14 protein-coding genes are annotated in these 14587 nt (G+C 39.2%); 11 read left to right on the top strand and 3 right to left on the bottom strand.

All coding sequences use genetic code 11. From position 1 onward, the window contains the following. Positions 1-47: 47 nt before the first annotated feature. The 5 genes from rbfA to nlpI all read left to right on the top strand — a co-directional run bounded on the left by rbfA (position 48) and on the right by nlpI (position 5409). A complete protein-coding gene (gene rbfA, locus A6E03_RS15145; protein ID WP_065594287.1) occupies positions 48-455 on the top strand; it encodes a 30S ribosome-binding factor RbfA in 408 nt (135 codons plus the stop codon). Further along, the gene (truB, locus tag A6E03_RS15150; protein ID WP_065594288.1) at positions 455-1411 is read left to right on the top strand and encodes a tRNA pseudouridine(55) synthase TruB; all 957 of its coding nucleotides are present in this window, start codon (positions 455-457) and stop codon (positions 1409-1411) included. The genes rbfA and truB overlap by 1 nt, the downstream gene beginning before the upstream one ends. A 162-nt stretch (positions 1412-1573) precedes the next feature. Beyond that, positions 1574-1843 (top strand): 30S ribosomal protein S15, encoded by a 270-nt coding sequence (gene rpsO / locus A6E03_RS15155; RefSeq protein WP_065594289.1) that lies wholly within the window; start codon positions 1574-1576, stop codon positions 1841-1843. Positions 1844-2194: 351 nt separating this feature from the next. Continuing rightward, complete coding sequence (pnp, locus tag A6E03_RS15160) at positions 2195-4324, top strand: polyribonucleotide nucleotidyltransferase (RefSeq protein WP_065594290.1); 2130 nt, start codon at positions 2195-2197, stop codon at positions 4322-4324. 110 nt (positions 4325-4434) lie between these two features. Beyond that, positions 4435-5409, top strand: a complete 975-nt coding sequence (nlpI, locus tag A6E03_RS15165; RefSeq protein ID WP_065601197.1) for a lipoprotein NlpI — start codon at positions 4435-4437, stop codon at positions 5407-5409. 76 nt (positions 5410-5485) lie between these two features. On the opposite strand, the gene A6E03_RS15170 is transcribed toward nlpI, so the two are convergent. The 3 genes from A6E03_RS15170 to A6E03_RS15180 form a co-directional block, all read right to left on the bottom strand. Next, the gene (locus tag A6E03_RS15170) at positions 5486-6364 is read right to left on the bottom strand and encodes a U32 family peptidase (protein WP_065594292.1); all 879 of its coding nucleotides are present in this window, start codon (positions 6362-6364) and stop codon (positions 5486-5488) included. Positions 6365-6373: 9 nt separating this feature from the next. Continuing rightward, positions 6374-7375 (bottom strand): peptidase U32 family protein, encoded by a 1002-nt coding sequence (locus A6E03_RS15175; RefSeq protein WP_065594293.1) that lies wholly within the window; start codon positions 7373-7375, stop codon positions 6374-6376. A gap of 218 nt (positions 7376-7593) precedes the next feature. After that, a complete protein-coding gene (locus A6E03_RS15180; protein ID WP_065601198.1) occupies positions 7594-9621 on the bottom strand; it encodes a GGDEF and EAL domain-containing protein in 2028 nt (675 codons plus the stop codon). 206 nt (positions 9622-9827) lie between these two features. On the opposite strand from A6E03_RS15180, the gene A6E03_RS15185 reads away from it, so the two are divergent. The 6 genes from A6E03_RS15185 (at position 9828) to A6E03_RS15210 (ending at position 14526) form a co-directional block, all read left to right on the top strand. Then, positions 9828-10346 (top strand): SCP2 domain-containing protein, encoded by a 519-nt coding sequence (locus tag A6E03_RS15185; protein ID WP_065594295.1) that lies wholly within the window; start codon positions 9828-9830, stop codon positions 10344-10346. Next, the gene (locus tag A6E03_RS15190) at positions 10336-10839 is read left to right on the top strand and encodes a GNAT family N-acetyltransferase (protein ID WP_065594296.1); all 504 of its coding nucleotides are present in this window, start codon (positions 10336-10338) and stop codon (positions 10837-10839) included. Before A6E03_RS15185 ends, A6E03_RS15190 begins: the two co-directional genes overlap by 11 nt. 179 nt (positions 10840-11018) lie before the next feature. Continuing rightward, entirely contained in the window at positions 11019-11420 is a 402-nt protein-coding gene (locus A6E03_RS15195) for a DNA polymerase III subunit psi (protein WP_065594297.1), read from the top strand. Continuing rightward, entirely contained in the window at positions 11410-11856 is a 447-nt protein-coding gene (rimI, locus tag A6E03_RS15200; protein ID WP_065594298.1) for a ribosomal protein S18-alanine N-acetyltransferase, read from the top strand. Before A6E03_RS15195 ends, rimI begins: the two co-directional genes overlap by 11 nt. 84 nt (positions 11857-11940) lie before the next feature. Continuing rightward, positions 11941-13521, top strand: coding sequence for a peptide chain release factor 3 (gene prfC, locus A6E03_RS15205; RefSeq protein WP_065594299.1), 1581 nt, complete (start codon positions 11941-11943; stop codon positions 13519-13521). Positions 13522-13749: 228 nt separating this feature from the next. Then, positions 13750-14526 carry a TatD family hydrolase gene (locus tag A6E03_RS15210; RefSeq protein ID WP_065601199.1) on the top strand — a complete coding sequence of 259 codons (777 nt, stop codon included), beginning with the start codon at positions 13750-13752 and terminating at the stop codon, positions 14524-14526. The last annotated feature ends 61 nt before the right edge of the window (positions 14527-14587 follow it).

Genomic DNA, 14587 nt, shown 5'->3' on the forward strand with positions numbered 1-14587 from the left:
GGGGCTGGTTATTACCACGCCCCCCATCTTTCTAAGTGAGAAATGATATGTCAAAAGAATTTAGCCGCGCACAACGTGTGTCGCAACAACTGCAAAAAGAATTAGCAGTAATCCTACAGCGTGAAGTTCGTGATTCACGTATTGGTATGGTTACTATTTCAGATGTTGAAGTATCGCGTGACCTTGCCTACGCAAAGGTATTCGTTACTTTCTTCTGTATCGGTGAGCAAACGCCTGAAACATGTCTAGCGGCATTGAAAGAACATGAAGTTCCTGTTCGTATGCTTCTTGGTAAGCGTATCCGTCACCGTTTGACTCCAGAAGTACGTTTTACTTACGACAACACATTAGTTGAAGGTATGCGTATGTCTAACCTAGTAACAGACGTGATGAATACCGATAAACGTAAAATGGCAGAATCTGGCCGTACTGAATCTGACGAAGGGGAAGAGTAATGGCTCGTCGTCGTAAGGGTCGTCCTATTGATGGTGTTATCTTAATTGATAAACCGGCAGGAATTACGTCGAACGATACATTGCAAAAAGTAAAACGCATCTACTTTGCAGAGAAAGCAGGCCATACTGGTGCGCTTGATCCTCTTGCTACAGGTATGTTGCCTCTTTGTTTTGGTGAAGCGACGAAGTTTTCTCAGTTCTTATTAGATTCTGATAAACGCTATCGTGTGGTTGCGAAGCTTGGTGAACGTACTAACACGTCAGATTCTGATGGTGAAGTGGTTCAAACTCGTGAAGTGAAGGTTGACCGTGGTCAGCTTGAGCGTTGTATTGCTAAATTTCGTGGCACAACAGATCAAATTCCATCAATGTTTTCAGCGTTAAAGCACGAAGGTCGCCCTTTGTATGAATACGCACGAGAAGGCATTGAAGTTCCTCGTAAGTCTCGTAAAATCACGGTTTATTCAATTGAATTAATTCGTTTTGAAGGCCATGAGGTTGAAATGGAAGTGCACTGCTCTAAAGGCACTTACATTCGTACAATTACTGATGATCTTGGTGAAATGCTAGGTTGTGGTGCTCACGTTACGTATTTACGTCGTACTGGTGTATCAAATTACCCATATGAAAATATGGTAACGATTGAACACCTTGAAGCACTACTAGAAAAAGCGCATCGTGAAGAAATTGCACCTCGTGAGTTACTTGATCCGTTACTAATGCCTATGGATTCTGCCGTTCAAGATTTACCTGAAGTAAATATGATCCCAGAATTGGCAGATCATGTTTTACATGGACAACCGGTTCAAGTATTTGGTGCTCCTCAAGAGGGTATCGTGCGAATGACTTCGGGTGAAGAGCGTTTATTTATTGGTATTGGACATATTGATAATGACGGTCGTGTTGCACCAAAGCGTTTAGTTGTATTTAGAGATGAAATCGAAGAAGACAAATAAGTCGCATTGAAGCAATATAATTAAGAAAGAGTAAAGGCCTTGGTGTTTTTACTCTTTTTTATTGCTTTATTATTGTTCATCCGTATAATTCGCTCTTCGCGTAGTGGCTGAATCAGAGATTGGCTGCTGCAAATATTAAACACTCTTACTCAGGAGAGATTTATGTCTCTGAATGCAGAAACTAAAGCAGCAATCGTTGCTGAATACGCACAATGTGAAAACGATACTGGTTCACCAGAAGTACAAGTAGCACTACTTACTGCTTCTATCAACCACCTTCAAGGTCACTTTGCTGATCACAAGCACGATCACCACAGCCGTCGTGGTCTATTACGTATGGTTTCAAGCCGTCGTAAGCTTCTTGATTACCTTAAAGGTAAAAACAGCGAGCGTTACCAAGATCTAATCAAACGTCTAGGCCTACGTCGCTAATTTGCGATGTCTGTAAAGACAGTTTGACAAAAAGGAGCGATTATCGCTCCTTTTTTTATGCCCGTCATATATGTAGCCTCGTATTACTCTCCTTTTTCATTTCTGAACCTCGCATCTTGTCCTAATTGGGGTATACTATGGCCGTTGAAATCGCAGTGTGCGCTTTTGATAATATAATCTTATTCACCGTATTACAGTCACCGAAGTCGGCCACTAGGTCGCGACTATTACAAGTTATCTTACACTGAGTAAACTTGTACTAGTCGCGACTGGTAATATGTTGAACCATCTATGTAAAGTGTTTTAATTTCAGATAGACATATCTTGTATATTGAGACCAAAGGAAAAAAAATGTTCGAGAAACCAGTCGTAAAATCATTTCAGTATGGTAACCATACTGTAACACTAGAAACAGGCGTAATGGCTCGTCAAGCAACTGCAGCAGTAATGGCAAGCATGGACGATACATCTGTATTCGTTTCTGTTGTTGCTAAAAAAGAAGCAGTAGCAGGTCAAGATTTCTTCCCACTAACAGTTAACTACCAAGAGCGTACATATGCTGCTGGTAAAATCCCAGGTGGTTTCTTTAAGCGTGAAGGTCGTCCTTCTGAAGGCGAAACACTAACGGCTCGTCTAATTGACCGTCCTATTCGTCCACTTTTCCCAAGTGCGTTTAAAAACGAAGTTCAAATTATCGCTACGGTTGTTTCTATCAATCCTGACGTAAACCCAGACATGATCACTATGATCGCAACGTCTGCAGCACTTTCTATCGCTGGTGTACCATTCAATGGCCCTATCGGTGCTGCACGTGTTGGTCACATCAATGGTGAGCTAGTTCTTAACCCATCAAACACTGAGCTTGAAAACTCTAAACTAGACCTAGTTGTGTCTGGTACAGAAGGCGCAGTATTAATGGTTGAATCAGAAGCAGATAACCTATCTGAAGAAGAAATGCTTTCTGCTGTTGTATTTGGTCACGACCAACAACAAGTAGTAATCAAAGCGATCAACGAATTCGCTGCTGAAGTTGCAACTCCGTCTTGGAACTGGGAAGCACCTGTAGTAAACGCAGAGCTTAAAGCTCAAGTCGCTGAACTTGCAGAAACTCGTCTTTCTGAAGCGTACCAAATTACTGAAAAAATGGCGCGTTACGAGCAAGTTGGCTCAATCAAAAACGAAGTTGTTGCCGTTCTTTTAGCTCAAAATGAAGCACTAGATGAACGCGAAATCCGTGGCATGCTTGGTTCTCTAGAGAAAAAAGTAGTACGTAGCCGCATTATTGCTGGTCACCCACGTATCGATGGTCGTGAAAAAGACATGGTTCGTGCGCTAGATGTACGTACAGGTGTTCTTCCTCGTACTCATGGTTCAGCTCTATTCACTCGTGGTGAAACTCAAGCACTTGTTACTGCAACGCTTGGTACACAACGTGACGCTCAAATCATCGACAGCCTAATGGGTGAGAAGAAAGATCACTTCCTTCTACACTACAACTTCCCTCCATACTGTGTAGGTGAAACTGGTTTTGTTGGTTCTCCTAAGCGTCGTGAAATCGGTCACGGTAAACTAGCTAAGCGCGGTATTGCTGCAGTAATGCCTTCTGTTGAAGAATTCCCATACACAGTTCGTGTAGTATCGGAAATCACTGAATCTAACGGTTCATCTTCAATGGCTTCTGTATGTGGTACATCTCTAGCACTTATGGATGCTGGTGTTCCAATTAAAGCGTCTGTTGCTGGTATCGCAATGGGTCTTGTTAAAGAAGGCGACGATTTCGTTGTTCTTTCTGACATCCTTGGCGACGAAGATCACCTAGGCGACATGGACTTTAAAGTAGCGGGTACTAATGAAGGTATTACTGCGCTTCAAATGGACATCAAAATTGAAGGTATCACTAAAGAGATCATGCAGATCGCTCTAAACCAAGCACAAGGTGCGCGTAAGCACATCCTTACTGTTATGGATGAAGCAATCTCTGGCGCTCGTGAAGATATCTCACAATACGCTCCACGTATTCACACAATGAAAATCAGCTCTGATAAGATCAAAGATGTTATCGGTAAAGGCGGCGCAGTTATTCGTGCTCTTTGTGAAGAAACGGGTACAACTATCGAAATCGAAGATGACGGTACAATTAAAATCGCTGCGACTGAAGGTGCTGCTGCTAAAGAAGCTATCCGTCGTATCGAAGAAATTACTGCTGAAGTTGAAGTTGGTAAAATCTACCCAGGTAAAGTTATGCGTATCGTTGATTTCGGTGCATTCGTAACGGTTCTAGGTCCTAAAGAAGGTCTAGTTCATATTTCTCAAATCGCTGAAGAGCGTATTGAGAAAGTTGCAGATCACCTACAAGTTGGTCAAGAAGTGCAAACTAAAGTACTAGAGATAGACCGTCAAGGTCGTATCCGTCTAAGTATTAAAGAAGCAACTGCTGAGCTAAACCCAACAGCTTCTGCTGAAGTAAAAGACGCAGAATAATCTTATTGATTACAGTCTTTTAATATAAAGCATGTTATAAAGGGAGCAGAAATGCTCCCTTTTCTTTTAACTGTAGTTAGAAGAAGTCAGCTTATCATAGGAGAAAATGAGTGAATTGGATTCGAATAGTCTTAGTCGGCGCAGTTATGGTGTTATCAGGTTGTGCATCAACAAATAACACTTCAGGATGGGCCTCCCCTCCAATGGCTGTACCTTTACAATCAAGTATTCAGCAAGAGATACAGTTATCTCGTTTGAATCAATTGTTATTACGTCCAGATGTTGATAATGCAACTCGCGCAAAAATGTTTTATGAGCGTGGGTTAATTAATGACAGCTTGGGGCTACGTGATTTAGCTCGTGTAGATTTCACTCAGTCTCTTAATTTAAAGCCAGATCAAAGTGATGTATTTAATATTTTAGGTGTTTATTACACACAAAATACAGATTTTGATGGCGCCTATGAAGCACTGGATTCCGCACTAGAATTAGACCCTAATAATCAATTTGCAGAACGAAATTTAGCGATTGCTCTTTATTATGGTGAGCGTTATGACCAAGCGTACGAAATAGCAAAAAAGCATTATAACGATGCACCAACAGATCCTTATCGTGCGATTTGGCTATATTGGATTGGTCTTGAAGTTGATCCATTAGTGGCAACTGAAGAATTTAAAGTTCAATATCAGAAACGTACAGATGATGATTTTGGATGGGATCTCGCTGGTGTTATTTTAAAAGAAACAACAGAAGATGAGTTCTTTAAAAAAATACTAACTACCACTCGCAATAATGCAGCGCTAGCGCAAAAATTAACAGAAGGTTACTTTTATTTAGCGAAAGGCTATCAATATGAAGGTGATTATCCAAGTGCCATTGCTTTATATAAATTAGCAATGGCTGGTAACGTTTATGAATTTGTTGAGCATCGCTATTCGTTTGTTGAGCTAGGTAAGATTTACTTATCGTTACGAGAGCTACAAGAGCAAAAAATAAAAGAGCAGCAAACTTTAGAAATGAAGGAAACCCCAGTTTCTGATAATTCGGAAAAAGAAGCGTTAAAAGAAGAAGCGCTAGCTGAGTAAATGTAAATGCCTTACCCATGAAAAAGCCCTTACTTAGAAATAAGTAAGGGCTTTTTTATTGAACACTTAATATGAATTAGATTTGAACATCTAGCCCTGCAATATTGTGCCAATAGCCATTGCATTGGCGTGCATCTTTTAACGAAAACTTCTCTAATCCCATTTCATTTGCTTTAAATTTAGAGACTTCATCAAATGTTTCAACGCTTAATGGACTTAGGCGAACTACGTCAACCAAGTCATTCATACTTGCTAAGTCATTGATTAAATTATAGCAATAACCCGATTGAGTTTGAATGCCATTTAGAGTAAATACTTCTTGCCCTTCTTGGCTATTTACCGTGATGCCATTTGGGTACTTTATGCAACAGGTCTCACATTCATCTTTTGGTTTATTTTCTGCTCTCGCGGTAAAGCAGCGTGCAGAGTAAGCCAAAGGTAGATAACCGTAGCTAAATACTTCGGTTTCAAACTTATTACGAATACCAAGGTCATCGCATTGAAGCAGAACGTTCTGTAACCATTCACGTGACAATTCAACAGGCATACACCAACGAGTCATGCCTTGTTTTAAAAATAGATTAAGAGTTTGAGCGTTATAGCAGTTAACTGCGGGGCCAACAACAAAAGGAACGTTGCTTTCTGAAGCCAGTTGAATGGCAGATACATCGTTTGCTTCAATAATGAAGTCGCCATTATCAATGTATTTTTTCATCGCATTGACTTCACTTGGTGCTTCTAATAGCGCCATCGTTGACAGTACAACTTGTTTACCTGAATCCGATATTTCTTTAGCAATCGAAAACCAATCTTTCGGTTTCATTTCTCGGCGTTTTGAGCAAACACTCTCCCCCAAGTAAATGATATCAGTTTCGCTGCTTATCGCTTTTTGATAAAAAGATTCAACATTCTCTTTAGACCAAAAGTATAAAAGTGGACCTAATGCATACTTCATGATGTTCTCCTATTGCCACTTCTTATGATAAGCGCCAAGGGTAGTTTGAGTTCCCTCAGAAACGTTTGCTAATGCGGCGTCCCATTTTGGTTCAACTGAGTAACCTTCAGGGTTTGCTTTATAGTGATCAATCGCTGCGCGCCAAGTACGAGTCACTTGTTCAACATAAGCAGGACTGCGTTGACGGCCTTCAATTTTTACCGAGGCGACATTCGCTGCAAATAATTCAGGAACCAGAGATAAGGTATTCAGACTGGTAGGTTCTTCTAGTGCATGAAACGTTTTACCTTGAACATCAAAGCGACCTTTGCAAAGTGTTGGGTAACCTGCATTTTCTCCGTCGCCATAACGATCAATTAAAATGTTATTTAAACGAGATTCTAGACCATTTTCAGTTTCTTGCCAGCGAACGTACTTCGCCGGAGAGCAAGCGCCAACGGTATTTGGAGACTCACCAGTCATATAAGAAGATAAATAACAACGACCTTCAGACATAATGCATAAGCTACCAAAGGCGAATACTTCTAAATCTACATCAGAAGTTAAATTACGTGACAATTGTTTTACTTGGTGAATTGATAATACACGAGGCAATACAACACGTTTGATGTTGAAGTTTTTCTTATAGAAATCAATTGCCGCTACATTAGTTGCAGAGGCTTGAACGGATAAGTGCAGTTCTAAATCTGGGTATGTGTTTGCTGCGTATTCTAAAACGCCTATATCCGAAATAATCAGAGCATCAATTCCCATTGCTGCTGCATTATCAACCGCTTTTGTCCAGCGACTGAATCCATCAGGGTGAGCAAAGGTATTTAAAGCAACATGAATATGCTTATTGTTGTCATGAACGTATTGCACAGCCTTCTCAAGTTTTTTACCTGTGAAGTTTAAGCCTGCAAAGTGGCGTGCATTCGTATCGTCTTTAAAACCGATATAAACGGCATCGGCACCGCAATCAATAGCGGTTTTTAGAGCAGGCAAGTTACCGGCTGGGCAGAGGAGTTCCATAAGAATACCTAGTTACAAAAAATCTGATGCTCTATGATAATGATAAGATAATTTTGAAACTTGATTTAAGGCAGGTTTTTAGTTGTTTTGTTACCTAAATAAAGGTTTGGTATTAAATAACGAGAAAGGCGATTTTTTAGTGTTTATTTGTGTTTAAGAGGCTGTAATACCTAGAAAGTGGTGGGTTATTTCTAGGGGTTAACCTCTTTGTTATTTGATTATCTTGAGCGTTTGTTTTGTACTAATAACGCTTCAATCTCATGTTTTGGCTGAGGTTTGTAGAAGTGAAAACCTTGAATAGAATCACAATTTAAACTAGAAAGAAGCATTGCTTGTTGTCTGGTTTCAACACCTTCAGCCACGATATCCATATTTAGATTTTTACCTAAATTAATGACATTTTCTATGATGGTAATTTGTTTAGGTAGAGTATCTATTTCGCTAATGAAACCACGATCAATTTTCAGTTCATCAAGTGGAAAACGAGCAAGGTAAGCTAGCGATGAATAACCAGTACCGAAATCATCAATAGAAAGGGTAAATCCTAATTTCTTTATCGCCTCAAGCATTTGAATTGCATGTTCTCCATCACTCATAACTGCGCTTTCAGTTAGCTCCAAGGTGATACAATTAGGATCAACTTGAGTTGTTTTGAGTAATCGTTCCATATAGTCAATGAGTTGTGGATTACCAAATTGTATAGGAGATAAATTAATTGCGATACGACCAGGTAAGATCCCTTGGTTTTTCCATTCTTTTACGGTTTGGAATACCTCACGCATAACCACTTTACCTAGCATTTCAATTAACCCTGAACGCTCAGCAACAGGAATGAAGCGAGCAGGGCTAATATAACCCTCTACAGGGTGTTTCCACCGAACAAGTGCTTCTGCACCATTAATTCTAAAATCACGAGCGCTCACCTTTGGTTGGTACCAAACCTCTAACCCATTGTTTTGCAATGCTTTTTGAAGTTCAATTTCTAACCATAATCGCATTCTTGCTTCTTTGTTCATTTGATCATGAAATTTAACCAAACGGTTTCGACCACGATCTTTCGCTTCATACATTGCTGTATCGGCATTTTGCAATAAACTGCGGGCATCAGTCCCATCGGTAGGGTATTGGACACTACCAATAGAACAGGCTAATCGTTTAGAGAAGTGGACTAAGTCAAAAGGTTGGTTGATTAGCTGTATGATTTTATCTGCGAGTTGGTCAAGAATTTGGTTATGTTCTGGTTTAGGAAATAATATACCAAACTCATCCCCCCCCAAATGCCCAACAATGGCGTGTTTTGGTAATAACTTTTGTAACCGAGTTGAAATTTCTTTCAGTACTCGGTCACCAATATGGTGCCCTAAAGAATCATTAATATTTTTGAAATTATCGATATCTAGATAGAGCATGAAAAAAGGAATATTTTCTTTAATCATTTTATCAATAACGTGAGTAAACCCATGGCGGTTGTATATTCCAGTCAGTAAATCAACTTGAGATATGGCAATTTGGCTACTCGTTGCAAGTTGTTTTTTATTTTCTTTTAAAATAACAAGATGGGCTGGGCTTCCTAAAATAAACGTTTTTTCGACGGTTAGAATTAACTCAGAAAGAATACCGCAATTGACCGTCGTTTTAACCGTTAATTGCTGTCCTGAGATTAAGTTAGCAATGATGTCAGATAGGGAGTGGGTTTTGTTGCTGGCGATTAATAATTGTTCAATGCTTTCACCAATAAACTCGGTTGGTTTATTAAAACCGAGCATTTTTGCGGAAGCGGTGTTTGCTGAGACGATGATATCGCCTTCAACTAAAAAGACTGAATCATTAAGAAGTTCGGTGAGTTTTTCGTATTTAGATTCGCTTTCTTTTAATGAACTGAGTAATTGCTGTCGTTCAGATGTATCTACAGCATGAAAGACAATGTAGGTGTTATTGTCCTGCTCAATTGGAAATAAACTGAAATGAAAACTGGTATCAAAGCGATGGTCGTCGAGGGTTATTTCAGCTTCAATTTTTTCGCCATTTAATGCTCTAGAATAATAGGGCTTAAGAGAGGTGTAAAAATGAGTACCTAAAATTTCAGCGTCTGAGCGACCAAACAACGCTTCACGGCTTAATCCACTAATTTCACAATAGCGGTTATTGACGGTGACGTAGTTATGATCTGTGTCTAAAATAGCAAACAGAAATGGACTGTTATCTGTTAGTAAAGGAAGCCAATGTTGTATTTGGTTAAGTGACATAGTGCTACCGCTTGTTAGTAAAGAAGACAAATAACGTCCAGAATTATTGATATTTATAATTTCAACAGCAAAATATACATTGAATGAAACCCTTATATCTACCTTAAATTGTAATAAGTGTTTTTTTTGATAAGAAACAGGTTAGATATCGCTCAATCAATTTATACTTAATTAAAGTTATCGACCAAATGTAGTGGAAATTAAGTGTGATTAATCAAATTCGTTCAAAATTAGTAGAAAATGCGGCATCAGTTCTCAAAGTGCCTGCAAAATTTGTCCCTATTTCAATGCAAAAAAAGATATTGCTCGAAGGTTTAAAGCAAGTATTTCATGAAGCACTTGAAGATGGTGATTTTGAGTTTTTGGAAGGTAAGTGGTTAAAAGTTTCAATTATTGATCTCGAATTGCACTGGTTTATCAGCTATAAAGATGAAAAACTGATAGTCTCGGACAAAGCAGAGAACGAAGATGTTAGCTTTAGCGGTCCGTTGAATGATTTAATTTTAATTGCTGGCCGTAAAGAAGATCCTGACACTCTATTTTTCCAACGTCGCTTGAAAATTGAAGGTGATACAGAACTTGGTCTAGAAGTGAAAAACTTAATGGACAGTGTTGATTTTGATTCATTACCAAAACATTTAAATCAAGCATTAATGACGTTGGCTAATTTTGTCCAACAAGGTTTGCAAAAACCTGAAGTGAAAGAGACGATAAATGCTTATTAGAACTGAAGCTCCAGCGGATATTTTAACGATTGATCGATTAGTTCACGAGACATTTGAGACTGAAGCTGAGGCTAAGTTAGTGATGTCTCTACGTGAAAACAGTCATCTAACATTATCATTAGTAGCATGTACTGATGAAGGTGAAGTGATAGGCCATTGTCTTTTTAGTCCAGTAACACTTGATGGCGATGATTTAAACTGGCAAGGGCTTGCGCCTTTGTGTGTAAAAAAAGAATTTGAAAAACAAGGTATTGCTCACTCTTTAGTTACTGAAGGGTTAGAAACCTTGGCTGAATTTGGTTACCCAGCCGTTGTTGTTCTTGGTGATCCTGCTTATTACCATCGCTTTGGTTTTGAGCCTGCAAATAAATACGATATGAAGTGCAAATGGGAAGTCCCTGAGGAGGCATTTATGATTAAAGCATGCTCTCCTGAATTTATTGACGGTAAATCGGGCTTAATCGAATATTGTCCAGAGTTTGACTTATTATAACCATTCAATAAAACACCCATGATATTAGTGGGTGTTCATTTCTTATATATGTCTATACGTACTATCTAAAGGTTGAATGTTTACGTTATATTCAATCTTAGTTATTTCAGGTACATCAAGTGGTATCCCTTCTAGAATATTGATAATATCCGTAACCTTAAATTGACAGGTGAATTGAGATGCCAAAGCAAGCGTTACAGTTTTTAAATGAAATGAATATTTCGGTTTGGCAAGTTCGACAACCAGAATACTTCTCTATGTTAGAAGCAAACACACTATCGTTACCTGAAACTTGTCAGTTATTATTTGTAGCTCCTGCTGTTCCAACTGAACGTGATGCTTTTCTTTTTGGGAAGGTACTTGCAAGCATGAAACTATTGCCAGAGCAGGCGTTATTTCTTCCTTCTGAGTCGTTAGAGTATTTGGCTGAACATCATTTAAAGTGGTGTTGGTTTTCTGGTGTTCTTATTACTGAATTAGAAGGAGTGCGAACATTGAGCTCTCCTCTTTTATCTGAAATGCATACCAATACTCAATCACGACGCGATCTATGGCGACAAATTTGTTCTTATGACCATTAATATCCAACTTATTTCTGAAACTCATCTTGATGATATTTGGCGAATAGAAAGAGCGGCACATTCACACCCTTGGGCTGAATCGATGATCCGAGACTTAAATAGTCGTTGTGCACAACATCGAGTAATGCTAGAAAATGATCAAGTTGTTGGTTATTTTTATGCGCAGAATGTTGTCGGTGAAGTGACGTTACTTAATGTTGCTATTGATCCTGCGTATCAAAGAAAAGGGTTTGGTCGTAAATTGACTGAGTTTTTTATTGATATGTGTATGGAACAAAGTGCTGATTCTGCTTGGCTTGAGGTGCGTGAAAGTAATGTTAAAGCGATCTCTTTGTATGAATCTGAAGGGTTTAATGAAGTTACTCGACGCCACGATTACTACCCAACAGCTAATGGTAAAGAAGACGCCATTATCATGAGTTATATATTCTTTTAATCGGCGCTTTAGATAATCAACGTCTTTGAGTATAATCTCGCCTAATTACATCCTTTCTGAAATCTTACAGGATTATCAACGCTTATGTCTTTTTTACAAGAAGTGGGTAAACGTAGAACGTTTGCCATCATTTCTCACCCGGATGCGGGTAAAACAACCATTACTGAAAAAGTATTATTATTCGGAAACGCGATTCAAAAAGCGGGTACGGTAAAAGGTCGTGGTTCAAACCAGCACGCAAAATCAGACTGGATGGAAATGGAAAAAGAACGTGGTATCTCGGTAACTACGTCAGTAATGCAATTTCCATTTAACGGTTGCCTAGTTAACCTTCTTGATACTCCTGGACACGAAGATTTCTCGGAAGATACCTACCGTACTTTAACTGCGGTAGATTCATGTCTAATGGTTATCGATGCCGCGAAAGGTGTCGAAGATCGTACTCGTAAATTGATGGAAGTAACGCGTTTACGTGATACGCCAATCGTAACCTTCATGAACAAAATGGACCGTGAAGTACGAGACCCAATGGAAGTGCTTGACGAAGTAGAAAGCGAGCTAGGTATGGCTTGTGCTCCTATTTCATGGCCTATCGGTTGTGGTAAAGAGTTTAAAGGTGTTTATCATATTCACCGTGATGAAACGATCTTGTATCAATCTGGTCATGGCCATGAGATCCAAGAAGTACGCACGATCAAAGGTCTTGATAACCCAGAGCTTGATGTTGCTATCGGTAACGAACTTGCGAGCAGTGTTCGTGAAGAGCTTGAATTGGTTATTGGCGCTGCGCACGAGTTTGATTTAGAGTTATTTCTTAAAGGAGAGCTAACACCAGTCTACTTTGGTACGGCACTAGGTAACTTTGGTGTTGACCATATGCTTGAAGGTTTGACTGAATGGGCTCCTGCACCACAAACGCGTGAAGCAGTAGAACGTGCAGTTGAAGCTACTGAAGAAAAATTCTCAGGATTTGTATTTAAGATCCAAGCAAACATGGATCCTAAGCACCGTGACCGTATTGCCTTCATGCGTATTGTATCGGGTACTTATACCCAAAGTATGAAAATGAACCATGTTCGTACAGGTAAAAACGTCAGTATTTCTGATGCGGTAACCTTTATGGCGGGTGATCGTTCTCGTGCTGAAACAGCCTATGCGGGTGACATCATTGGTTTGCATAACCACGGCACGATTCAAATAGGTGATACCTTCACGCAAGGTGAAAACTTGAAGTTCTCAGGTATTCCAAACTTTGCACCTGAATTATTCCGTCGTATTCGTCTAAAAGATCCGTTGAAGCAAAAACAACTATTGAAAGGTCTTGTCCAACTTTCTGAAGAAGGTGCGGTTCAGGTTTTCCGTCCGTTACAAAATAACGATCTTATCGTTGGTGCGGTTGGTGTTCTTCAGTTTGATGTGGTTGTTTCTCGTCTGAAATCAGAATATAACGTAGAAGCTATTTATGAAGGTATCAGTGTTGCAACCGCTCGTTGGGTTGAATGTACTGATGGTAAAATCATGGATGACTTCCAGCGTAAGAGCCAAGCTAACCTAGCATTAGATGGGGGCAATAACTTAACGTATATCGCGCCTACTATGGTTAATTTGAATTTAGCAGTAGAGCGTTTCCCTGAAGTTCAATTCAGAGCAACACGAGAGCATTAATTTGTTCTATTGCTAATAAATCTAAACGGAGTCTTAACGGACTCCGTTTTTGTATCTATTGTTTATACTTGTTCTGATTATTAAATTCGATATATCCGTGATAGGGGAAGCTTTAATGTGGAAGATAATTAAACAATGGATTAAAAAGTATGATGTATGGTGCTTGTCTCTTGGTTTAACACCTGAAAATAAACGCAGTTGTGTGCCATATAAGAAAGAAGAAGAGTGATGTCATTTAAATTGATAGATACCCATTGTCACTTAGATTTTTCTCCTTTTTCAGAAAGTGAAACGTATTATCTTAATAAAGCCCAGGAGAGTGGTGTAACCAAGTTTATTGTGCCCAGTGTTAATCAATTAAATTGGGACAAGGTAAGCGAACTCGCTGAGAGAAATGAAGGGGTGTATTATGCGCTGGGTATTCACCCGTTATTTATATCTTCTGATTATGAACATGAAATTGAACGCCTGAAAGACAAATTTAAAGTTCAAGCTCAGGCTCGTATTGCTATTGGAGAGTGCGGGTTAGATTTTTGGGATCCTGAATGTAATCGCGATATCCAAATACATGTATTTCGAGAGCAATGCTTATTAGCCAAAACCCACCAACTTCCCTTAATTGTACACAGCCGAAAAAGTCACGATCATGTTTTAAAAGTACTGCGAGAAATAAAACCAGAGAAAGGCGGGGTTATCCATGGGTTTAGTGGCAGCTTACAACAAGCGAATCAATTTATTAATTTGGGCTTCTATATTGGTGTCGGTGGTGTGATTAGCTATGAGCGAGCGATTAAAACAAAACGCACAATTTCTGAGCTTTCTTTAGATCGTTTATTATTAGAAACAGACGCTCCTGACATGCCATTATCTGGTTTTCAGGGGGTACCTAACTCGCCAGATAAAGTACGACATATTCTAGAATGTTTGATTTTGTTGAGAAAAGAGTCAAGGAAAACGATTGCAAATGCTGTTTATAGAAATACTAATCATTTGTTCGGTATTTGAGTTGCCAGTCATTTCTTTAGATGTAATTGATGAATCTTTAGATACCCCTTAGTGATAAAGA

Source organism: Aliivibrio sp. 1S128 (assembly GCF_001691065.1).
Classification (GTDB): Bacteria; Pseudomonadota; Gammaproteobacteria; order Enterobacterales; family Vibrionaceae; genus Aliivibrio.